Source organism: Longimicrobium sp. (genome assembly GCF_036399255.1).
Taxonomy (GTDB): Bacteria; Gemmatimonadota; Gemmatimonadetes; order Longimicrobiales; family Longimicrobiaceae; genus Longimicrobium.
Genome location: NZ_DASWNM010000134.1, coordinates 1 through 21802, shown reverse-complemented (window position 1 = coordinate 21802; position 21802 = coordinate 1). Strand labels below are relative to the sequence as shown.

Sequence of the window (21802 nt, the reverse complement as noted above, 5' to 3'; positions counted from 1 at the left end):
AGATAAACAGACCCACGATGGCACGCATTCTGGTCGTTGACGACGAGGAAGGCATCCGCCGCGTCCTGCACCAGCTGTTCGAGTACGAGGACCACGAGGTGCGCTCGGCGGGCGGCGGGGCCGAGGCCATCGCCATCCACCAGGAGTTCCACCCCGACGTCACCTTCCTCGACGTGAAGATGGCGCGGATGGACGGTCTGGAGGCGCTCACCCGCATCCGCGAGAACGACCCCGCGGCCGTGGTCATCATGATCAGCGGCCACGGGACCATCGACACGGCGGTGGAAGCCACGCGCCGCGGCGCCTTCGACTTCCTCGAAAAGCCGCTGGACACCGACCGGCTGCTGGTCGTGCTGCGCAACGCGCTGCAGCAGCAGGGGCTGGTTCAGGAAAACCTGCGGCTGCGCGGCGAGATCGAAAGCCGGCACCAGATCGTGGGCCGCAGCTTTGCGCTTCGCCAGGTGCTGGACCGCGTGGAGAAGGTGGCGCCCACGGACGCGCGCGTGCTGGTCACCGGCGAAAACGGAACGGGCAAGGAGCTGGTGGCGCGCGCCATCCACCGCCTTAGCCCGCGCGCGGACAAGACGTTCGTGGAGGTGAACTGCGCGGCCATCCCCTCCGAACTCATCGAGAGCGAGCTGTTTGGCCACATGAAGGGCTCGTTCACCGGCGCGCACGAGGACCGCGCGGGCAAGTTCGAGCTGGCGGACGGCGGCACGCTGTTCCTGGACGAGATCGGCGACATGAGCCTGCAGGCGCAGGCCAAGGTGCTGCGCGCGCTGCAGGAGGGCATCATCACGCGCGTGGGCGGGGCCAAGCCCATCACGGTGGACGTGCGGGTGCTGGCGGCCACCAACAAGGACCTGGAAGAAGAGATCAAGGGCGGGCGGTTTCGCGAGGACCTGTACTACCGCCTGAACGTAATCCCCCTGCACGTGCCGCCGCTGCGCGAGCGCCGCGAAGACATCACCATGCTGGTGCGGCACTTCGTCGAGACGTACGCCCGCGAGGCCCACCTGCGCCCCCGCCCGTTCACCGACGAGGCGCTGGAGCGCATGCAGCGCATGGACTGGCCCGGCAACGTGCGCGAGCTGCGCAACACGGTGGAGCGGCTGATGATCCTGGCCAGCGGCGCCACCGTCAGTGCAGACGACGTGGAGCTGCTGGTGGGCGGGCGGATGAAGGGCGGCGGCCTGTCGGGCGACCTGCTGGGGTGCAACACCTTCGCCGAGTTCAAGGAGGCGGCCGAGCGCGCCTTCATCCTGCAGAAGCTGCGCGAGAACGACTGGAACGTCAGCGAGACGGCGCGCCTGCTGGACATGCCGCGCAGCAACCTGTACAAGAAAATCGAGCGGTACGAGCTGGTGCGCGAAGGCTGATGGGCATCGAAGGCACCGACTGGCTGATCGTCGGCGCGGCGTGGTTCGCGGGGGCGTTCGGCGGCGGGTGGATCCTGGCGTGGCTGTACAAGCGCCTCCACCCGTCGCTGTCGTTCTACAAGCTGTGGGCGTTCTGGTCCGCCATCCTGAGCGCCGTCGTCACGCTGCTGTTCGCGCTGGGCGCGGTGCGGATGTAGGCCCCGTCGGGCGCCCGGTCCCGCCTCAGCGTGTGTGGCGTTAGAAAAAGATATTGTGCCACTCGCTCCAGCAGTCGTCCTCGAATCCCCGCCTGAGGATCTTCCGGATCACGGCGTCGCTTAACACCTCGGCGGTCCAGACGATGGGCTGCGCGATGCCGGCGAAGGGAAGCGTGTCCTCGAAGTAGCCTGACAGTCGCCGTAAGCTGGTGTCCTCCCACGCCATTTTGCGCAACAGATACGAGATCAGCTGCCCCAAAGCCGCTCCTGGCGGATCCCATCGGTTTTCATCCGCGCCTACCGACGTGCCGAAATACGAACTGATAATTCCACCCGGCACATCCTCAAGGATCTCCCGTTGATGCTCCCCGATCCCTGATCCAATCGCTACGTCCTGCGACAGGCAAAGGATGCCGGCATCCGCCACACAAACGACGTCCAGCATTTCGGATGGATGCTCGATCACACCCAGTAGCGCAGCTTTCAGGCGATTCTGAACCTTGAAGGTGACGTTGGATGCGGTACCCGCGTAGTCGCTGGAATGCGCGAGCAAGCCATAGATGATGGGCCGGTGAAGCTCTGAGTACGGAGTACCGGTCCGCTCTCGGTACAGGCGCTTGACGGCGGCGCCGGTTTCGGCGGCCGCCGGGATGTGTCGCCCTCGCAACGTGAGCTTGCATTCGAAGGCCGCAATCACCCCATCCGCCAGATAGAGCTTGCGGTTGCGCAGGTGCTGCGGGTAGGCTGGATGTAAGACGAGCACGTCGACCTGGGGCTGGCGTCCCCATCCGCATTGATGATGCGCCCCTTGGTTACGACCGGGTATGTCGCGGGCAACCAACTCCGCAGAAGCTCTGCCCAGCTTTCCTCCCCTTCGTCACCCGCCGTGCCTGGATCTTCCGATGCTCGTGCGCGGATGCGTTCGTAATCCGCCTGCATGCTCCGGTAGAGCTCGTCCATGAACGAGACGAACGTATGCTTGGATCGATTCACGGAATCGTTGACTGTCCGGGAACTCAGGTTTCAGCCTCTGCCCTGAGAAGCAAAGTCGAGGGCTTTGTGCCCAGCGCCTCCGCAATCATGCGCAGGGTACGAATCGTCGGAGACTTCAGGCCGCGCTCCAACTGGCTGATGTAGGTTGGATGAAGATTGCAGCGGTACGCGAGTGCCTCCTGCGACAGGCCGGCACTCCGCCGCGCATCAGCAATTACTCGCCCAAGAACCTTCTCGAAAGCGTCCACTGGCTCCACTCGGTGAGAGACAGAGAGGAGAGTGCAGGGGGCTAGCACTTTTGTACTAGAGACTATAGTATTAGCGCGAGCGGCAGTTGATCATCTCGGAACTGCGGAGGTGCGTATGCTTGCGGCACGTGAGCGGAATCTTGCTTCACCGATTCGGTTGCTGGAGATACTGGCTGATCGATTCGGTGCGTTCGAGGCGGTGGCTGGTTCCACGATCAAGCTTGCTCGCCATGTGCCGGAGGACGAGCTTGCGATGGAACCCGTGGTAGCGGAGGCATTGCTGCAATTCGGTGATGACCTGCGCCAAGCATCTGCTGCGGCAGCGGATTGGGCCCGTGCGAACGGAATCCTGGGGGACGTAGTGCCAGCCGGCTCACGATAAGCCGGCTGGCGTAGCTCAGCCGTTGCGTCAGTGGCCAGGGTGTCTACCGGCCGTCCAGCCGCAGGCATCCGTCGATGCGGTCGGCGTCGGCCCAGTCCACGACGTTGCGGTTTTCGTGGTAGTAGGCGGCAAGCTCCAGCGGCGTATCCGCCATCTGCGCGGGAAACTCGTACGAGCGCGTGCCCCACGGCTCCACCCGCTCGTTGCGGACGCCGGCAAAGGCGTTCAGGCGGTCGATGGCGGACGCGGCGGCGCCGGGACGGAACTGCACCACCAGCCGGTTCACCATGTACAGCGGGCAGCTGCCTTCCTCGCGCAGGCGGTACACGGCGCTGGCGAAGCGTACGCGCTCATCCATCCGCAGCTCGCGCGCGGCGTCCTCGGCGCGGCGGGCGCTGGTGCCGGAGGGCAGGTGGATGAACCAGTGCCCGGGCACCCACAGCGGCCGGATGGAGTCGGCGGGGACGCCGGCCCGGGCGAGAACGGCGCGCAGCGTGGCGGTGTCGCCCTCCACCTCGGGAACCGCGGTCAGCCTGGCCGCGTCCACGCGCAGGTAGATCTTCTGGCCTTCGTAGTAGTAGAACGGCGTTCTCTGCTGGTTGACGCCCGGCCCCAGCGCCTCGGCGCACGAGGCGAGGGCGGCGGCAAGCACCAGCGCGGCAGCCGCGCGCAGAGGCGTGGCGCGCAGAACGGAGCGGCGGGGGGTGGGCATGGGGTTTTCGCGGATCGGTGGATCAGTGAACTCGTGTTTCATACAACGCGCGGCCCGGCCCGCGTGTGACTCCCGTCCCACCCGCGGCCGTGCGGGCATCCCCGATCCACCGGAGTGCTGATATGGAGAAGCTGCTGGTGTTCCTGGGTTTGAGCGTGGGTGGGTGGATCGGATGGACGGTCGGCGCGCCGTTCGGGCTGTTCGCCGCGCTCTTCCTCGGCGTCATCGGCACCGCGCTGGGCCTGTACGTGGGCCGGGGGATCGCGCGCGACTATTTCTGATTTAGACCAGCGCTCGCCATTGCGTAATTACCCACGGCAGTACGTTGGCGGCTTAGGATCAAGTGGATCGAGCGGAACACGCTGGCGACGCAACTCCTTTCTGAAATCGGTCCATGTCGTCACCGGGATCTGCAGTGACGACGGAGGCACTATCCGGGGGAGTTGCTCGTTGCGTTCGCGCTTGTTCCTGCGGTACGCGCTGGGCCCGCCGAGGATGAGACCAAGGTGGATTCCCACTCTGCGGGCCTTTGACACGCCCATCACGTTCAAGGCGGTGTAGAACACGTCGTCCGCCTGCTCGCGCGAGCACGACTGCCTCCAGTACAGGAAGTCGTGGACGAGGGCGGGTAGATCGTGCACGGAAGGCCCGAATAGCGGCTGGACCAGTCCAGGGATGCTCGCGAAGTCGGTGACGAAGCCTGCAGGTACGATGATGGGCTCCCGGCTCAGGGGCGGAACGTATTTGAACGCCTCGGTGAGCACATACTGCCGGGGCCGGTCGGTAAACCAGCGAACGGCGGGAACACGCATCTCGTTGGCCGGTAGCGGCGGGGTTGGGCGTGCGCGGCTCTTCTGTGTGGCAATGGCGAGGTTGCCGCCCTGGGCCTGCGTCTCGGAGGGGATGAGAGCACAGCCAAGTACAAGCATAAAGACACGAATCGTAGGGGAATTCGGCCACATGGTATCTCCTGCTTCTAGAGAGGCGCGCGAACGTCGGGGTATTGAGCGGGTCCCGCACGGCTCGTGAGTAGATGGGCAGGAACTCTGTGATTCGCGCTCGAAAGCGGGCTCCTCCCATTAGGCGGAGCCCGCTTCTCAGTCTTTAGAAGTTGCTTCTCGGCATGTCCGACCTGACGCCGTGCTATTCCTCCGGCGCGGGGCCGGCCATCTGCAGGCGGTTGCCGAAGGGGTCGTAGAAGCTGCACCAGGTCACGAAGCCCGGGAACACCACGGTATCGTCGCAGCGCACGCCCCGCGCGCGAAGCTCGGCGCAGGCGGCGTGGCAGTCCGCCGTGTCCAGCACGATCGTCGTGCCGGTGGCCGGCGCCCATCCCGGCTCCGCGGCGGTCAGCGCCAGGTTGCCGCCCGCCCCGCCCGTGCCGAACTCGATCCACCCCGCCTCCGGCAGATCGTACACCGGGGCGCCCAGTCCCAGCACGTCGCGGTAGAACTCGCGCGCCCGCGCCAGGTCCGGCACGGCGATGGAGACGACGTTGATGCCGTTGAACAACTGCATCTGACTCCCCCTCCGCGGGTCACGAAGGCCGACGTTTCGCGGAACATTGCCGTCCCCCGGCTCGGACGAAAGGATTTTCGGGCGCCCGGGGCAGGTTTGCGTGGGCGGATGCCCATCCCACCAGGACCGCGGTTCGGGCAACGCGACCCGGAGGCCCTGATTCGTAAACCTCCGATCCACAACCCGCCCCTGATCCACAATTCACCCTGATCCACAATTCACCCTGATCCACAACCCGCTCCTGATCCACGATCCGTCCTGATCCACGATCCGCCCTGATCCACGATCCGCCCTGATCCACGATCCGCCCCTGATCCACGATCCGCCCTGATCCACAATCCGCCCTGATCCACAATCCGCCCTGATCCACAACCCCATCTGTTCGCACGTTTGGAGCAGACTGGCCCCTCCAGCGCAGTAACGGCCCCTTGTGCGCGGAACTCCGCGTGTGTAGACTGGACGCCGCCTGGACTCCTCCCGCTGGACCGGCCCCGGACGTATGCCGCGCGCCCGGACTCGCCGCGAAGGTTCCGCACGCCCTCCGCCGCTTCTCAATTCCATGATCGAATTTCGCCGGATGCGCCGTAACGGCGTGTTTTCGCTGATGCTTGTCGCGGCACTGGGCTGCAACGGCTCGGGGACCGACCCGGACCCGGATCCCGATCCGGAGCCCGATCCGGTCCCCACCGCGATGACGGTGAGCCCCGCCGGGCCCACGGTGGCGGACGGGGCCACGCGGCAGCTCACCGCCTCCGTGACGGACCAGCGGGGGGCCGTGATGACCACGTTTCCCGGCGGCGCCAGCATTGCCTGGACCAGCGGCGACGCCGCCGTGGCGTCGGTGGACGGCAGCGGGCTGGTGACCGCCCTGCGCCCCGGCGCGGCGTGGATCCGCGCCAGCGTGGGCGCCGTGGCCGACTCCACGCGCCTGACCGTGACCGTGGTGGCCACCCACCTGGCCGTGTCCGGCTCCGCGGACCGCGCGGGCACCACCGGCCGCCTGCTGGCCGACAGCCTGGCCGTGCGCGTGACGGACCGCCACGGCACCGGCGTGGCGGGCGTCGCCGTCGCGTTCGCCACGACGGGCGGCGGCGAGCTGGCCCCCGCCAACGCCGTCACCGGCGCCGACGGGACCGCGAAGGCCGCCTGGCGCCTGGGCGGCACCCCCGGCGAGCAGACCGCGACCGCCACCGTGGCGGGGCTGGCCGGCTCGCCCGTGGCCTTTCGCGCCGCCGCCGCCCCCCCCGTCCCCGCCAGCGTGACCCTTGCCACCGACTTCGCCACGCTGAACGTGGGGGCTACGCAGACGTTCGGCGCCACCGTGCGCACCGCGGACGGCGAGGTGATCCCGGGCGCCGAGGTGGCGTTCGCCAGCACCAGCACGGCGACGGCCAGCCTTTCCGGCGGCACGGCCACGGGCGTGGCGCCGGGCGTGGCCCGCATCGTCGCCTCGCTGAACGCGCTGGCGGACACGGCGACCGTCGCGGTGCTGGGGCCGGCGAGCGTGCTGGCCACGGCGTTTCCCGGCGGCGCCATCGACGCCACCGCCCAGCGCGGCGACACCGTGCGCGTGCCGGTGGTGCTGGACCTGTCGCGCCCCAGCCCCACCAACGAGCTGGGGTCCGCGCAGCTGGACGTGGTCTTCGACCCGGCCGTGCTCCAGTTCGTCCGTGCGGACGACGTCCCCGGCAACGCCGTGTGGCACCTGCGCGCGCCGGGGCGCTTCGGGCTGGCGTACGCCGGGACCGAGCCGCGGGCGCCGGGGCCGGTGCGCCTGGCCACGCTGGTGCTGGTGGTCCGCGGCGACGCGGCGGCCGGCGCCGTGTCCACCTTTCAGACCGAGTTCGCCGAGCCGCCGCGCAGCACCGCGCTGACGCCGTTTTCCGCACCCGTCGTCGTCGCGGGACGCGTCCGCATCCGCTGACGCGTTCCCTGTTCGCCATCGATCTTTCCGGGAGCATCCAGATGAGCCGCAACCGCATCCGCGCCCGCCGCTGGGCCGCAGCCGCCGCCGTGCTCGCCCTGCTGGGCGGCTGCGACAACACGCTGCAGACGCAGACCGAGACCCCCATCCTTGCCCCCGGCGTGCACGCGGTGGTGGTGGTGCCGCCGGCCGCGCCGGGGAGCCCCACCGAGGTGCAGCTGCACCTGCGCCGCGAGGGGGTGGTGACGCCGATCGCCAGCTACCAGGGCGAGCTGCGCTACGACGCCTCGCTGCTGACGGTGCAGGGCGGCGCCTTTCCCGCGGGGGTGATGGGCGCGTGGAACGAGGTGGAGCCGGGGCGCGTCCGCTTTGCCGCCGCGGCTCCGGACGGGCTGGGGGGCTCCCTGGCGCTCACCCTGCGCGCGACCCCTCGGGGGGAGATCGGCGAGTCCGCGTTCCAGGTGCGGATGCAGGAGCTGGTGGGCGCGGCGGCGTTCGAGGACCTGACGCCGCGCTTCGTCGACCGCGCGCATCCCCTGTTCTCCACCACGCCGCTGCACGACTGAGGTCCGCTCTTTCCTCCGCCTTCGCACCGCATCGTTCATGACGCGCCCGATCCTTCGTTGCTCCCTTGCCTGCGCCGCGCTGCTGCTGGCGGCCGGCGCTCCCGCCCTGGCCGCGCAGGACGTGGTGGAGGCCGGGCGCGCGCACGGCATCGCCCCCACGCCCGAGCTGCTGCGGCTGCTGCGGGAAGACTCCACCGCCTTCGAGTTCCAGCGCGCGTGGCGGCAGAAGACGCAGCGGGTGCGGCTGCGGCGCGCGGCGCTGGAGCGGCGGTCGGGGCTGCGGCTTTCGGTGCAGGAGCTGTCCGCCGCCGAGGCGGCCGTCACGGGCACCCTGCGCGTGCCGGTGCTGATGGGGCTGTACGCCGACGCGGCGGCCCCGCACCCCCAGTCCGACTACCAGACGCGGCTCTTCGGGCCGCAGCAGTACTCGGCGCGCACCTTTTACCAGGAGATGTCGCGCGGCGTGTTCACCCTGGACGGCACGGTGACGCCCTGGATTACGCTGCCGCAGAACGCCGCGTACTACCAGCCCAGCTCCGCCACCGACGCGCGCTACGGCCGCGCGGGCGAGTACCTGCAGCACACGCTGCAGGGCGCGGACGCGCAGGTCGACTTTGGACAGTTCGACAACGACGGGCCGGACGGCGTGCCCAACTCCGGCGACGACGACGGCTACGTGGACGCGGCGGCGTTCGTGTATCCCGCGGCGGGGATGTCGTGCGGCGGGCCCGGCATCTGGCCGCACCGCTGGGTGTACCGGGCGTGGTTCGGGGCGCCGTTCACCACCGGCGACGCGCGGGCCGGGGGCGGCTTCATCCTGGTGGACGACTACCTGATCCAGGGCGGCCTGGAGTGCGACGGCGCGGGGCTGATGCAGATCGGCACCTTCTCGCACGAGATGGGGCACGCGCTGGGGCTGCCGGACCTGTACGACACGTACGCGGCCGACGGGACCTCGTCGGGGCTGGGCGAGTGGGACCTGATGTCCAGCGGCAACTGGCGGCTGCAGGACGCCCCCGCGCACATGGGCGCCTGGTCCAAGGACTACCTGGGGTGGGTGAACGTGGAGACGGTGACGGCCTCGCGCGCCGTCACCCTGCCGCAGGTGTACGCCGGGGGGACGGTGCTGCGCTACGACCTGCCGGGGACGCCCGAGTACTTCCTGATGGAGAACCGCGGCATGGTGGGGTCCGACCGCAACCTGCGCCGCGCGGGGCTGCTGGTGTACCACGTGGACCCGGCCGTCATCGACAGCACGCGCGGGTGGAACCGCGTGAACGGACACCCGCGGATGGGCGTGGCGCTGGAGCAGGCCGACGGCGCCGACCACCTGGGCGCGGGAAGCAACCGCGGCGACGCGGGGGACCCGTTCCCGGGGTCCACCGGGCGCACGGCCTTCGGCGACACCGGAACGCCGAACACCCGCTCCAACAGCGCCACCGCCTCGGACCTGGAGCTGCGGAACCTGGCGCTGAACGGGGCGACGAACGCCGTGACCTTCGACATCGTGGTGGGCACCATGCTCACGGCCCCCGCCACGGCGCGGCTGCGGTCGCGCGCCGACACGGCGGCCACCCTGCAGATCGCGGTGGCGACGACCAGCGGCAGCCCCGTGGGGGTGCGCGCGCGCAAGGCGCTGGGCAGCGCGTGGCTCACGGTCTCGCCCGACACGGCCAGCGCCCCCGCGGTGCTGGTGCTGACGGCGCGGGGGCAGGGGCTGGCGCCCGGCGTGTACCGCGACACGGTGCTGATCACCTCCTCGTCCGCGGTCAACTCCCCCCTGCGGACGGTGGTGGAGTACACGGTCCAGCCGGGGCTGCTGGTGCCGGGCGACTCGGCCGCGGGGCGCATCGGCGGCGCGGGGCAGCGCGACACCCTGCTGGTGCAGGCGGCGGCGGGCGACGTGCTGGACTTCGCCGTCTTCGACGCGGGGGCGGGGACCTTCTCGCCCACCATGACGCTGGTTTCGCCCGCGGGCGCCGCGCAGGCGCTTCCCGTGGTCACCACGGGCGCCCGGGCGGGGGTGCGCCGGGGCCGCGTCTCCGCGGGCCGCGCCCTGCCCACGGCGGGCGTGTGGCGCGTGGTCATCTCCAGCAGCCAGGGGGCGGGCGACTACGTGTTCAAGGTTCGCCCCGCCGGGCCCGTGCCCGCGGCTGAGCCGGGCACCCGCATGTACCTGCCCGTGCCCGTGGACGGCGCCACCGGGCGCGACACGATGTGGGTGGGCAACGCGGGGACGGGGGTGCTCGCTCCCGTGATCACCCCGATGGACGCCCCCTGGCTGGCGGTGGGAAGCGCGTCCGCGGCCGCCGGCGCGCCGCGCGCCCCGGCGCCCTCGGGCCCCGCGCTCGCGGCGCCCGGGGGGCCGGCGCCGGCGGCGGCCTCCTCCGCGGCCGCGGAGGAGGGTGGAGCGCCGTCCGCCTCGCACCCGGGCTCCACGCCGGTGCTGCTCACCGCCACGCGCGGCGCGCGCACGCAGGGCGACTACACGGGATACGTGGCCGTGCAGGCGGCGGACGGGTGGGCGGGCCCGGCCGTGGTGGAGGTGCGGATGCGCGTGCACGAGCGCGAGGTCGTCTTCCTTACCCCCGCCAGGATGGCCAGCCGGCCGGTGGCGCTGGCCGTGGCGCCGGAGGGCGACCTGGGCGTGGTGCTGGTGGACGGACAGGTGCTGCGGATGGACCCCGTCACCGGCGCCACCCGGCCCTGGGCCACGACCACCACCTCGGCGTGGTGGGGAATGTCGTTCGGTCCCGACAGCGCGGCGTACATCGCCGAGCATCAGCGGGTGACGCGCGTGGCGAAGGACGGCACCACCTCCATCGCCCTGAGCGCCCTGGGCACGGTGTACGACGTGGTCGTCACGCCGGCGGGCGACCTGTACGCCGCGGCGGACGAGGGGCTGTGGCGGGTGCCGCGGGGCGGAGCGGCGTCGCGCGTCTTTACCGAGAGCACCTACGGCGTGGCCTACAACGCCGGCGACGGGATGGTCTACGCCAGCATGGTGAGCACCCAGGCCGTGCGCCGGGTGAACCCCGCCACGGGGACGGTGACGGCCACGGTGATGGCGTCGGACAACAGCATCCAGCAGCAGGTGGAGATCGGCGAGGGCGGCGCGTTCTACGGCCGCAGCTACTACCTGGACTACCCCGACCTGCGCCGGTTCACGGCCCAGGGCCAGCTGGACAGGTCGTGGTGGACGCCGCAGCCGTTTCCGCAGGCCATGGCGCTGGCGCCGGACGGGACCCTGTACGGCACCGCGGGCGACCGGGTGTTCCGGCTGCGGGTGGAAGGAACGCCGCCGGTCACGCACGTCGCGGGCGACGCCACCGGCGACGGCCGGATCACGGCGCAGGACGCGCTGGCGGTGCTTTCGTCCGCCGTGGGCAAGACGCTGCCGGACGGGTGGACGGCCGCGTACGGCGACGCCAACTGCGACCGCCAGGTGACGGCGCAGGACGCGCTGATCATCCTGTCGCACGCGGTGGGCAAGGACGTGGCGCAGTTCTGCGTGGGCCAGCCCCAGCCGTGATCCGGCGCCGTCGCTCGCTCGCGGCGGCGCTGGCGCTGGCCCTGTGCGCGTGCCCCGGCCCGGGTGCGGGCGCGGACGGGCCGGCGCCGCGGCCGGGCGCGTACCGCGGGGTCGTCGTGTGGATTCGCCCGTCGCGCGACACGATGGCGGTCTCGTTCACCCCGGAGTGGCGGCGGGTGGCGGCGGGAGCGGACACGGTGTGGGCGTTCGCGCGCGCCGCCGCGGGCGAGCAGCGGGCCCACGGGCGGATGGAGGGCGATTCGCTGGTCTGGGGCCTGGGCGCGATGGCGGGCGACGCGGGGAGCGCGGTGGAGTTCGCCGGGGTGCCCGAGGCCGACGGCACCGTCCGCGGCTGCCTGCGCGCGCCACGGCGCGGGTGGGCGCCCGCCGCGCCGGACGCGGCGGCGGCGTTCGTCCTGCGCCCCGCGGACGGGCCCGCCCCGTCCGCCGCCGACGCGCCGGTGCGGCGCTGCGGCTGACGTCGCGGGGGAACGAGATCGTCATCGCCGGAGGCGCGGAGGCAGGTTCTCCGCGCCTTTTCCGCACCTGGTGGAGGGGGATTCGGCACGCTGCATTTCACGCCGCTTCATCTCGGTCCCTCCGCGCGCCCGGTCCCCCCGGGAAGATCCGCCGCCGCGCCGTGGCGGAAGGATTGGCGGATGCGTGCTCCGTTGCCCCTCTTGCCCGGGAGGTTAGATTCCCCGGCTTCCCGATCCACCGGCTCGCGCGAGCCGCTTACGCTCTGACCGGACGAACGCAGCATGGCGGACAGCTTCAAGAACTTCATCGACGGCGCGTGGGTGGAGCCGTCGACGGGCCAATACTTCGAGAACCGCAACCCGGCCAGGCGGTCGGACCTGATCGGCAACTTTCCGCGCAGCAGTCGCGAGGACGTGGACCGCGCCGTGGCCGCCGCCAAGGCCGCCTTCCCCGACTGGAGCCGCACCCCGGCCCCGGCCCGCGGCGACATCCTGCGCCGCGTGGGCGACCTGCTCACCGCGCGCAAGGACGAGATCGCCCGGGCCGCCACGCGCGAGATGGGCAAGACGCTGCAGGAAACGCGCGGCGACCTGCAGGAGGGCATCGACACCGCCTACTACGCCGGCGTCGAGGGCCGCCGCCTGTTCGGCCAGACGGTGCCGTCGGAGCTGCGCAACAAGTGGGCGATGACGTACCGCCGCCCCATCGGCGTCTGCGGCCTCATCACCCCGTTCAACTTCCCGCTCGCGATCCCCACCTGGAAGATGTTCCCGGCGCTGGTCTGCGGGAACACCGTGGTCATCAAGCCCGCCGAGGACACGCCGCACACCGTGGCGCTGCTCGTCGAGGTGCTGGAAGAGGCCGGGATCCCCAGGGGCGTGGTGAACCTGGTGCACGGCCTGGGCGAGGAAGTGGGCGCGGCCATCGTGGAGCACCCGGACATCCCGGTGATCTCGTTCACGGGATCGACGGAGACGGGGAGCATCATCGCCCAGACGTGCGGGCGCATGCACAAGCGGCTGTCGCTGGAGATGGGCGGCAAGAACGCGCAGATCGTGCTGGCCGACGCGGACCTGGACCTGGCCATCGACGGCGTGCTGTGGGGCGCGTTCGGCACCACGGGGCAGCGCTGCACGGCGACGTCGCGCCTGCTGCTGCAGGACGAGATCCACGACGAGTTCGTGGCGCGGCTGATGGAGCGCGCCAGGGGGCTCAAGCTGGGCTACGGGCTCGAGAAGGACGTGGAGGTGGGCCCGCTGATCCACGAGGCCTCGCTGCAGAAGGTCGAGGAGTACATCGAGATCGGGAAGGGCGAGGCCACGCTGGCCATGGGCGGCGAGCGCGCCACCGGCGAGGGGCTGGACGACGGCTACTTCTTCCAGCCCACCATCTTCACCGACGTCAAGCCGGGCTCGCGGCTGGCGACGGAAGAGATCTTCGGGCCGGTGCTGTCGGTGATCCGCTTCAAGGAGCTGGACGAGGCGATCCGCATCAACAACGAAGTGAAGTACGGGCTGAGCAGCTCGCTGTACACGCGCGACGCGGTGGCCAGCTTCCGGGCGTTCCAGGACCTGGACAACGGCATCACCTACGTCAACGCGCCCACCATCGGCGCCGAGGCGCACCTGCCGTTCGGCGGGGTAAAGCAGACGGGCAACGGCCACCGCGAGGGCGGCTGGGAGGTCTACGAGTTCTACAGCGAGACCAAGGTCTGCTACCTGGACTACAGCGGCAAGCTGCAGCGCGCGCAGATCGACAACTACGAGGCGTCGCCGTACTGAGGAGACTGCAGGGAACAGGGAATAGGGAATAGGGAACAGGGAACAGGGAACAGCCGGCAACGGCGTTCTGCTGATCGGGGGGGCTCCGTCGCGCTGCGGCGGGGTCCCTTTTCGCTTCGGAGGATGCGTAGCGCCGCGGAAGGTTCGAGCTGCGTCCGACGGGCGCCCCCTCTCCCGGCCTCTCCCCCAAACTGCGGGGGAGAGGTGACGCGTGCCGAAGGTTCGGTGCGCGAGGCCAGAACACTTCATCCCGCCGAAGCGGGATCGAATTCTCCCCTCTCCGTGAGGAACGAACGGGGAGGGGCCGGGGGAGGGGCACCCCTGTCGGACGCCAGTTCGATCTTCGTCGCCGAGCCTGGATCCATCGGCTTCGAAGTGGCATCGCCAGCCGCCGCGAGGAACGAGCGAACGGAGAGGACCCCCCGCGCACGAAAGTTGCCTTCCGCACACTCCGGGCGTACGCCGCGGCGCATCATGCGCTTGCCCCGGCGGCGCCGCGGGCGGTAGAATCCTTGCGCCGCCTCTGCCTCACCGCACCCCCACACCCGGTCGCCGGAATGCCCCCTCGCGATCCCCGCGAAGATCCCCCGCGCGCAGCCGACCAGGCCCGGGCCTCGTACCAGCCCATGCCCAGCATCCCCGGCAACATCATCCGCGTTCCCGCGGAAAACGACCCGGTGGAGCAGCTGCTGGAAGACGTGGTGGAGGAGACGCAGACCAAGGCCCTCAAGTACGGCACCGGGCTGCGCGGCCGCGTGGCCATCATCACCGGCGGCGCCACGGGGATCGGGCGCGCCATTGCGCTGGAGTTCGCGCGCCACGGCGTGCACGTGGCCTTCAACTACTTCAGCTACGACGGCAGCCGCGAGATCCACGAAGAGGCGGAAGAGACCGCCCGCGAGATCCGCCAGCTGGAGGTGACGGTGCGCTGCGCCGAGTGCGACGTGCGCGACTCGCAGGCGGTGGACCGCTTCGTCCAGCAGACGCACGAGGAGTTCGGCTCGGTCAACATCCTGGTGAACAACGCCGGCATCGCCCGCGACCGCGCGCTCTGGCGGCTGAGCGACGAGCAGTGGCGCACGGTGCTGGACACCAACCTGACCGGCGCCTTCAACATGATCCGCGCGGTGGCGCCGCTGTTCCGCCGCCAGCACGACGGCAAGATCGTCAACGTGTCGTCGGTGCACGGCATCCGCAGCGAGTTCGGGCTGGCCAACTACAGCGCCAGCAAGGCGGGGCTGCTGGGCCTTACCCGCAGCGCCGCGCTGGAGCTGGGCCCCAACAACGTGAACGTGAACGCGGTGGCGCCCGGCTACATCCGCACCACGCGCCTGACCAGCGGCGTTCCGGCCGAGGTGCTCGACACCGCCCGCGAGCGCGCCGTGCTGGGCCGCCTGGGCGACCCGCAGGACGTGGCCAACGTGGTGGTCTTCCTTTGCTCCGAGTACGCGCGCCACGTGACCGGCGCCGTGATTCCCGTCGACGGGGGACACCTGCTTTGATCCGCCGCCCCACCCCGCGTCTCCGCCGCCCCCTCGCGCGGCGGACGCTTCCGCTCGCCTGCGCCGCGCTCTTCGTCCTTGCCGCCGCGTGCGGGGGAAAGAAGCCGCCGCCGGGGCAGGTGGCGCCGGCCGTCTCCATCGCGCCGATGGATCTGGGCGGGCAGCGGGTGCTGATCCTCCCCGTGCAGGCGTCCAGCGGCCTGCCGTTCAACCGCGAGATCATCACCGACGAGATCGTGGCGGCCATCCACGCCCGCGACACGCGGACGCAGTGGATCGACCCCGCGCGGCTGCGCCGGACGCTGGCGGGATCGCCCAACTTTGCCCCGGACCCCGCCGCGCTTCCCAACGACCGCTACGAGGCGTACGGCGCCCGCCGCATCCAGGGCGGGCTGCACGACGCGGTGCGGCGCTACATGGCGCTCACGGAGGCGCGGCTGGTGGTCATCCCCCGCAGCGCCACGCTCGTCACCCCCGACAGCGGCGCCGCCTTCGTGCGGCTGAGCGCGGCGGTGGTGGATGCGCGCACCGGCATGCTGGTGTGGTGGGGCGAGGCCGACGGCGCCCCCGGCGACCCCGCCGACCGCGCGCTCGTCACTTCGGCGGCGACAGCCTTAGCGGTGCGACTGCTGATCCCGGACTGAACCGCGGGAATACCATCTTAGACTGATCAGGAACCGAAACTGATGCCGAGGCACATCAACTCCGCCTTCCGGAGCCTTCGAATCCTCCGACGTGCACATAACCAGAACCCGGGATCTTCTGCATTGTCCGTGTGGGCCAGTGTCTTTGGATTGAGGCCGACAACGCTGTAGAACTTGCATTTGCTGTAACTGATAAGTTGGGACTGCTCCACAAGGAAATCACGTACGCACGTGATGCAATGTCGGAAACCAACATCAGCGATGAACTCTATGCGAATGCATTCCGAAGTGCTCTGCGGGCAATTGATCCGAGTCATCTGGGAGCTTCGTGGAGCAACTATCAGCCGCTGATTACTCCCGAGACGTTGAACGCGCTTGCGTTTTGCTCAGAGCTGTTGCCTGATGAGGGACAACTTCTTGAGACAGAGGAAATTGACAGTCTCTGGGCAAAGCTGGAGGCACTGCGAACTGATGTCGCTACGTCCGATCTTCCTGACGAGGTGCGCCGATTTATTCTTGAGCAGATTGGGATAATTGAGAAAGCACTAGATGATTACGAAATCACTGGTGCGCGGGCGTTCAGACGTGCGCTCGTAGAAGGATCACTTAGTTACGCGGAGCACGAAACTGCTGTCGATGAGCACAAAGATGCTCCGGAGGTGAAGGCGTTATCCGGTATATGGGGCACTTTGACCAAGATGAACGAGCGATCTGAGGCGGTGCAGAAGCTTCTGACCAGTGGGATGAAGATTGGTAGGTTGATCGGAGAGGTGGCCGACCAAGTCAGCAAGGTGATGTAACTCACGGCTCCGGATTCGCGCTGGCGGGGCTGCCAATCTAGCTTGTCGCCCCGAGCCCTTTGCCCCCGTGCGAAGGCGCTCGCATCCGTCTTGCACGGCGCGTGGGGCGGACGCGCGGGACGAATCACGAGCGAAGACGCGGGGGCCGCCGGCGCCCGCCCATGACCGACAGAGACCGAGCAAGATGCCGCATACCGTAACGCTGATCCCCGGGGACGGGATCGGGCCGGACATCACCGAGGCCGTGGTGCGGGTGGTGGAAGCCACCGGCGCCGACATCCAGTGGGACCGGCGCGCCGCCGGCGTGGCCGCCATCGAGCAGCACACCACGCCGCTGCCGCAGGAGACCATCGACGCCATCCGCAGCACCCGCGTGGCGCTCAAGGGGCCGCTCACCACCCCCGTGGGCGTGGGCTTCCGCTCCATCAACGTGGCGCTGCGCAAGGAGTTCGACCTGTACGCCAACGTGCGGCCCGCCAAGACCATCGTGCCCGGCGGGCGCTACGAGGACGTGGACATCGTGCTGATCCGCGAGAACACCGAAGGGCTCTACAGCGGTGTGGAGCACTACGTGGGGATCGGCGGCGACCCGCGCGCGGCGGCGGAGAGCGTGATGCTGGTGACGCGCTTCGGGGTGGAGCGCATCATCCGCTACGCCATGGACTACGCGGTCAAGAACGGGCGCAAGAAGGTGACGCTGGCCCACAAGGCCAACATCCTCAAGTACACGCAGGGCCTCTTCCTGGACGTGGGCCGCGAGATCGCCAAGGAGTACGAGGGGCGGGTGGAGTTCGAGGACCGCATCATCGACGCCACGGCCATGCAGCTGGTGATGGACCCCACCCGGTTCGACATGATCGTCTGCGAGAACATGTTCGGCGACATCCTCTCGGACGAGATCGCGGGGCTGGTGGGCGGGCTGGGGCTGGCGCCGGGCGCCAACATCGGCAAGGACGCGGCGATCTTCGAGGCGGTGCACGGCTCGGCGCCCGACATCGCGGGGAAGGGGATCGCCAACCCGGCGGCGCTGCTGCTGGCCGCGGTCCTCATGCTGGAGCACCTGGAGATGCGCGGCGAGGCCGGCCGCATCAAGCGTGCGCTGGAATCCGCCATCCGCGAAAAGGACACGCTTACGCCGGACCTGGGCGGCACGGGGACCACCGACACGTTCGCCGACGCCCTGATCCGCCGCCTCTGAGATGGCCGCCTCCGCCACCCCGGCCGCCGTGGAGGAGCACCCTCCCTTTACCTGCGCGCAGTGCGGGCGGCGCGTGCAGGGCGAAAAGCCCGATTCCGAAGGGCGCTGCGCGGTCTGCCGCCGGGCGCACATCGAGCGGGCCACGCGGCTGGCGTACGTCCCGGCGGTGGTGGTGGCGGCGCTGTACCTGTGGCTGATCGCGTGGAGCGGGCTGCTGGAGTCGCCGATGATGGCGTTCTGGCTGGTGCTGGGGGTGGTGCTGGGGTTCGTGGCGTACAAGGTGGCCCGCCGCGTGTTCTTCGACGTGCTGCGCGGCCGGGCGACGGGTGACCGACCGACGAAAGACGGAAAGGGCTGATGCGCGACTGGCTGGCTTCGCCGTGGGTGAACATCGTGGGCGCCATCGCGGGCGGGATGGCGCTGGGGTACGGGCTGGGCTCGCTTCCGGGCGGGATCACCGTCGTGGGCATCGTCTGGACGGTGATCGGCCTGCTGCTGCTGTGGTGGACGCTGGTGGACCGCGCCCGCGCCAGCCGCCGCGGGCCCGGGAGCGAGCGCGACGGGTCGCACACCATCGAGTAGCGCGGCCGCGGCAAAAGGATGTGCTCACGCAAAGACGCGGAGGACGCAGAGAAGAGCTTCTCTCTGCGTCCTCCGCGTTTCTGCGTGACATGATACCGGATCCGGGAAAACAACACCTTCATGAGTACAGAGGAACAGAGTCAGACAGAGGAACCAAGATGATATTTCAGCTCGCTTTCTCTGTCTGACCCTGTTCCTCTGTACGATCATTCTTTTTCAGGATCTGGTATGAGACCTGGTTTTGCCGCGCGTCAGGTCACGGCCGCCGGTTTCGCCCGCTGGTCAGCATGATGGCGCCGCCCAGCCCCACCTGCTGCAGCTCGGTGAGCTCCACCCCGATCTGTCCGCCGGTCAGGTAGCGCGCCGAGCCCACCATGCTGGGCGAGATCTGGCGCAGGAACTCGACCTCGCCCATGCGCGTCCCATCCATGAACACGCCGATCAGGGACCTGCCGACGACCGCCTGCGGCTGCCGCAGCCAGCCGGGCTGAAGCCGCTGGACCACGTCGTACATGTTCGTCACCCCCACCGCCTGGATCTCTTCGAACGTCAGGCGGTCGGAGCGGCGCGGATGAACGCCCCCCGCGCCGCCGGGCGAGGGGGCGCATGCGGCGGCGGCCAGCAGGAGCAGCAGGACGAGGATTCTGTTCTTCATGGTGGGCCTCGGAGGCTGGAAACGCCGGGCGGGGAGGCCCGACAAGATTACGGGCCGCGCCGGGCGGCGCAATCGGTGCTTTGCGGACGAGCTTCGCCAGCGAAGGTCGCGGCGTCGCGCGCTGGCGCCGATCTCCGCCGCGGAGCGCGGGGGGAGCGGTTGCCGCAACCCGCGGCGAAGCCTATCTTCCGCGCCCTCTTGACCGATTTCGAGACGGACCCCGATACCCGAAGACGAGCCCCTATATATGGCCAGGTTCCAGGGCGTAGACTACTACGACATGGATGCGCTGCTCACCGAAGAGCAGCGGATGATCCGCGACACCGTGCGCCAGTGGGTGGATGACGAGCTCATGCCCGTCATCAACGACGCCTACATCGGCCGCTACCTTCCCAAGCAGCTCATTCCCGGAATGGCGGAGCTGGGCGTCTTTGGCGCCAACCTCCCCGAGGAGTACGGCTGCGCCGGGCTCGACAACGTGTCGTACGGGCTCATCATGCAGGAGCTGGAGCGCGGCGACAGCGGCATCCGCTCGTTCGCCAGCGTGCAGGGCGCGCTGTGCATGTACCCCATCTACGCGTTCGGCAGCGAAGAGCAGAAGCACGAGTACCTGCCGCGCATGGCCGCGGGCGAGGTGATCGGCTGCTTCGGGCTCACGGAGCCGGACTTCGGCTCCAACCCGGGCGGCATGATCACCCGGGCGCAGAAGACGGACGACGGGTGGGTGATCAACGGCGCCAAGATGTGGATCACCAACGGCTCCACGGCCAACATCGCCATCATCTGGGCCAAGACGGGCGAGCTGAACGACAGCAAGTCCATCCGCGGCTTCATCGTCCCCACCGACACGCCGGGGTTCAGCGCCAGGGACCAGAAGGGCAAGCTGTCGCTGCTGGCCAGCGACACGTCGGAGCTGGTGCTGCAGGACGTGCGCGTGCCCGACAGCGCGCTGCTTCCCAGGTCGGGCGGCCTGAAGAGCCCGCTGATGTGCCTTACGCAGGCGCGCTACGGCATTGCGTGGGGCGCCATCGGCGCGGCGATGGCGTGCTACGACGAGGCGCTGAGCTACGCCAAGCAGCGCGAGATGTTTGGCCGGCCGCTGGGCGCCACGCAGATCCAGCAGGTGCGCCTGGCCGAGATGCTCACCGAGATCACCAAGGCGCAGCTGCTGGCGTGGCGCCTGGGCACCCTCAAGGAGCAGGGCACCATGCGCCCCGAGCAGGTGTCGCTGGCCAAGCGCAACAACGTCGACATGGCCACCGAGGTGGCGCGCGAGGCGCGGCGGCTGCTGGGCGGCAACGGCATCCTGATCGAGTACCAGTCCATGCGCCACATGGCCAACCTGGAGTCGGTCTACACCTACGAGGGCACGCACGACGTCCACGGCCTCATCCTGGGCCAGGACATCACCGGCCTCGCCGCGTACTGACGGCTTCGCGGCCTGACGCTGGAAGGAGACGAGAAGGGCGCGGATCCGCTTGGGTCCGCGCCCTTGTCCCGGGTGGGCGCACCGTTCGCGCGCTCGGTCCCCGAAGAGCCCCGAAGTGTGGACGGGACGATCCAGGCCATGGCGGCCGGGATCGCGCGGGGTCCGGACCCACCGTTCCCGGCGGCCATCCGGAGAGCGGCATGTAAGATGCGGCCGGAAATAGAGGAAAAAGGCTCAGCCAAACCTGTCGCACACCGTTCCACCCCGGCGGCGCCGGCACAACCTTCCAAGCAAGGAGAGCATCATGCGAAAGCTCAAGTTGAATCTGGATCAACTGACGGTGGACTCGTTCGGCACGACGCCCGCTGACGAGAAGAAGGGCACTGTGCTCGGCGAGCAGTGCACCTGCCAGACCGCGTGCACCTGTCCGGGGTGCAACACCTGCGATGCGGCATGCGGCACTGGCTGGACCAACTGCGGCAGCTGCGATAGCGGCTGCGGCGCCTGCGATAGCAACGATCCTTCCCTGACGGTCGGCGGGCCCAACTGCCTGTGCTGCTGGTGACCGCAAGCGAACACGAAAAAGCCCCGGCGCGAGCGGATCGCGCCGGGGCTTCTCTTCACCTGGGGATGCGGGTCAGTGGTCCTTGCCGTTGCGGCGGCCGTTCTGGCGCTCCTCTTCCATGCCGTAGTAGCCGAAGCCGGTGCGGGCGGTATCCAGGTCGTTGAGCACCGCGCCGCGCACCGGGGAACCCGGTCTAACGTGGAGGTGGCGGACGGTTCACGAGATCGCGCATCAGGTGGTGCGTACCGCCTGTTCCTGTGCGCCGCGGAGATCACCGGGCGATCCGCATCCTCCCCCCCCAAACGCGGATGGCCCCCTGCCGCATTCCATCCCTCTCCCGTTCCCGACCCCCCACGCCGGCTCGTGCCTCGCCGACCGGCGCGCCATGTCTCCGCTCACCACGGATCAGCGTTCTGCCTCGTGACGCAGAGGAAACGGCACGAGAAAACTCCGTGGACTCCGTGTGAGTTTCCCACCTGCCGCGCAGACCCCTGCTCACGGAACCTGGGCCAGCAGTAGCGGCCTCCACCCCGCCGCCGCCGGCTGTCCCCTGTCCCCTGTAACCTGTCCCCTATTCCCTATTCCCTATTCCCTATTCCCTATTCCCTATTCCCTAACCCGGCGTAGCCGGAACCAAAAGGACGAACGGCGAATGTGGGCGTGTCCCTCCGCTGCGCTCCGGGTCGGGCTGCGCGCGCCGTAGGCAACGATACAA

General features: G+C 69.5%; 22 protein-coding genes and 1 pseudogene. 16 read left to right on the top strand and 7 right to left on the bottom strand.

Annotated elements, in window-relative coordinates:
• Nucleotides 1-17: 17 nt before the first annotated feature.
• Both VGC13_RS23925 and VGC13_RS23920 read left to right on the top strand, forming a co-directional pair.
• Complete coding sequence (locus VGC13_RS23925) at nucleotides 18-1379, top strand: sigma-54 dependent transcriptional regulator (RefSeq protein WP_331127826.1); 1362 nt, start codon at nucleotides 18-20, stop codon at nucleotides 1377-1379.
• The gene (locus VGC13_RS23920) at nucleotides 1379-1576 is read left to right on the top strand and encodes a hypothetical protein (protein ID WP_331127825.1); all 198 of its coding nucleotides are present in this window, start codon (nucleotides 1379-1381) and stop codon (nucleotides 1574-1576) included. Before VGC13_RS23925 ends, VGC13_RS23920 begins: the two co-directional genes overlap by 1 nt.
• 40 nt (nucleotides 1577-1616) lie before the next feature.
• On the opposite strand, the pseudogene VGC13_RS23915 reads toward VGC13_RS23920, so the two are convergent.
• The 4 genes and pseudogenes from VGC13_RS23915 to VGC13_RS23900 form a co-directional block, all read right to left on the bottom strand.
• A pseudogene (locus VGC13_RS23915) lies at nucleotides 1617-2515 on the bottom strand (DUF6602 domain-containing protein).
• Between the two features lie 77 nt (nucleotides 2516-2592).
• Nucleotides 2593-2817, bottom strand: coding sequence for a helix-turn-helix transcriptional regulator (locus VGC13_RS23910; protein WP_331127824.1), 225 nt, complete (start codon nucleotides 2815-2817; stop codon nucleotides 2593-2595).
• Between the two features lie 145 nt (nucleotides 2818-2962).
• Nucleotides 2963-3124 (bottom strand): hypothetical protein, encoded by a 162-nt coding sequence (locus VGC13_RS23905; RefSeq protein ID WP_331127823.1) that lies wholly within the window; start codon nucleotides 3122-3124, stop codon nucleotides 2963-2965.
• Nucleotides 3125-3242: 118 nt separating this feature from the next.
• Nucleotides 3243-3911: a hypothetical protein gene (locus VGC13_RS23900; RefSeq protein WP_331127822.1), complete on the bottom strand. Its 669-nt coding sequence runs from the start codon at nucleotides 3909-3911 to the stop codon at nucleotides 3243-3245.
• A gap of 122 nt (nucleotides 3912-4033) precedes the next feature.
• Here VGC13_RS23900 and VGC13_RS23895 point away from each other — a divergent pair, with 122 nt between their 5' ends.
• The gene (locus VGC13_RS23895) at nucleotides 4034-4192 is read left to right on the top strand and encodes a hypothetical protein (protein ID WP_331127821.1); all 159 of its coding nucleotides are present in this window, start codon (nucleotides 4034-4036) and stop codon (nucleotides 4190-4192) included.
• Between the two features lie 27 nt (nucleotides 4193-4219).
• On the opposite strand, the gene VGC13_RS23890 is transcribed toward VGC13_RS23895, so the two are convergent.
• Complete coding sequence (locus tag VGC13_RS23890; protein ID WP_331127820.1) at nucleotides 4220-4873, bottom strand: DUF1353 domain-containing protein; 654 nt, start codon at nucleotides 4871-4873, stop codon at nucleotides 4220-4222.
• Between the two features lie 181 nt (nucleotides 4874-5054).
• Nucleotides 5055-5429, bottom strand: a complete 375-nt coding sequence (locus VGC13_RS23885; RefSeq protein ID WP_331127819.1) for a VOC family protein — start codon at nucleotides 5427-5429, stop codon at nucleotides 5055-5057.
• Nucleotides 5430-5988: 559 nt separating this feature from the next.
• Between VGC13_RS23885 and VGC13_RS23880 the strand changes: the two genes are divergently transcribed.
• From VGC13_RS23880 to VGC13_RS23830, 11 genes are all read left to right on the top strand, one after another.
• A complete protein-coding gene (locus VGC13_RS23880) occupies nucleotides 5989-7353 on the top strand; it encodes an Ig-like domain-containing protein (protein WP_331127818.1) in 1365 nt (454 codons plus the stop codon).
• A 41-nt stretch (nucleotides 7354-7394) separates the two neighbouring features.
• Entirely contained in the window at nucleotides 7395-7919 is a 525-nt protein-coding gene (locus tag VGC13_RS23875; RefSeq protein WP_331127817.1) for a hypothetical protein, read from the top strand.
• A gap of 37 nt (nucleotides 7920-7956) precedes the next feature.
• Complete coding sequence (locus VGC13_RS23870) at nucleotides 7957-11451, top strand: M6 family metalloprotease domain-containing protein (protein ID WP_331127816.1); 3495 nt, start codon at nucleotides 7957-7959, stop codon at nucleotides 11449-11451.
• Nucleotides 11448-11930, top strand: coding sequence for a hypothetical protein (locus tag VGC13_RS23865; RefSeq protein WP_331127815.1), 483 nt, complete (start codon nucleotides 11448-11450; stop codon nucleotides 11928-11930). Before VGC13_RS23870 ends, VGC13_RS23865 begins: the two co-directional genes overlap by 4 nt.
• Before the next feature lie 282 nt (nucleotides 11931-12212).
• Entirely contained in the window at nucleotides 12213-13712 is a 1500-nt protein-coding gene (locus VGC13_RS23860; protein WP_331127814.1) for an aldehyde dehydrogenase family protein, read from the top strand.
• A 557-nt stretch (nucleotides 13713-14269) separates the two neighbouring features.
• Nucleotides 14270-15214, top strand: coding sequence for a 3-oxoacyl-ACP reductase FabG (locus VGC13_RS23855; RefSeq protein WP_331127813.1), 945 nt, complete (start codon nucleotides 14270-14272; stop codon nucleotides 15212-15214).
• Nucleotides 15211-15858 carry a hypothetical protein gene (locus VGC13_RS23850; protein ID WP_331127812.1) on the top strand — a complete coding sequence of 216 codons (648 nt, stop codon included), beginning with the start codon at nucleotides 15211-15213 and terminating at the stop codon, nucleotides 15856-15858. Before VGC13_RS23855 ends, VGC13_RS23850 begins: the two co-directional genes overlap by 4 nt.
• A gap of 239 nt (nucleotides 15859-16097) precedes the next feature.
• The gene (locus VGC13_RS23845; protein ID WP_331127811.1) at nucleotides 16098-16658 is read left to right on the top strand and encodes a hypothetical protein; all 561 of its coding nucleotides are present in this window, start codon (nucleotides 16098-16100) and stop codon (nucleotides 16656-16658) included.
• Between the two features lie 184 nt (nucleotides 16659-16842).
• Nucleotides 16843-17856, top strand: coding sequence for an isocitrate/isopropylmalate dehydrogenase family protein (locus VGC13_RS23840; RefSeq protein ID WP_331127810.1), 1014 nt, complete (start codon nucleotides 16843-16845; stop codon nucleotides 17854-17856).
• A 1-nt stretch (nucleotide 17857) separates the two neighbouring features.
• Nucleotides 17858-18214 (top strand): hypothetical protein, encoded by a 357-nt coding sequence (locus VGC13_RS23835; protein WP_331127809.1) that lies wholly within the window; start codon nucleotides 17858-17860, stop codon nucleotides 18212-18214.
• Nucleotides 18214-18438 carry a hypothetical protein gene (locus tag VGC13_RS23830; RefSeq protein ID WP_331127808.1) on the top strand — a complete coding sequence of 75 codons (225 nt, stop codon included), beginning with the start codon at nucleotides 18214-18216 and terminating at the stop codon, nucleotides 18436-18438. Before VGC13_RS23835 ends, VGC13_RS23830 begins: the two co-directional genes overlap by 1 nt.
• Before the next feature lie 256 nt (nucleotides 18439-18694).
• Here VGC13_RS23830 and VGC13_RS23825 read toward each other — a convergent pair whose 3' ends face one another.
• The gene (locus VGC13_RS23825; RefSeq protein ID WP_331127807.1) at nucleotides 18695-19093 is read right to left on the bottom strand and encodes a hypothetical protein; all 399 of its coding nucleotides are present in this window, start codon (nucleotides 19091-19093) and stop codon (nucleotides 18695-18697) included.
• Nucleotides 19094-19340: 247 nt separating this feature from the next.
• On the opposite strand from VGC13_RS23825, the gene VGC13_RS23820 reads away from it, so the two are divergent.
• The gene (locus VGC13_RS23820; protein WP_331127806.1) at nucleotides 19341-20522 is read left to right on the top strand and encodes an acyl-CoA dehydrogenase family protein; all 1182 of its coding nucleotides are present in this window, start codon (nucleotides 19341-19343) and stop codon (nucleotides 20520-20522) included.
• A gap of 304 nt (nucleotides 20523-20826) precedes the next feature.
• The gene (locus tag VGC13_RS23815; RefSeq protein ID WP_331127805.1) at nucleotides 20827-21087 is read left to right on the top strand and encodes a hypothetical protein; all 261 of its coding nucleotides are present in this window, start codon (nucleotides 20827-20829) and stop codon (nucleotides 21085-21087) included.
• The last annotated feature ends 715 nt before the right edge of the window (nucleotides 21088-21802 follow it).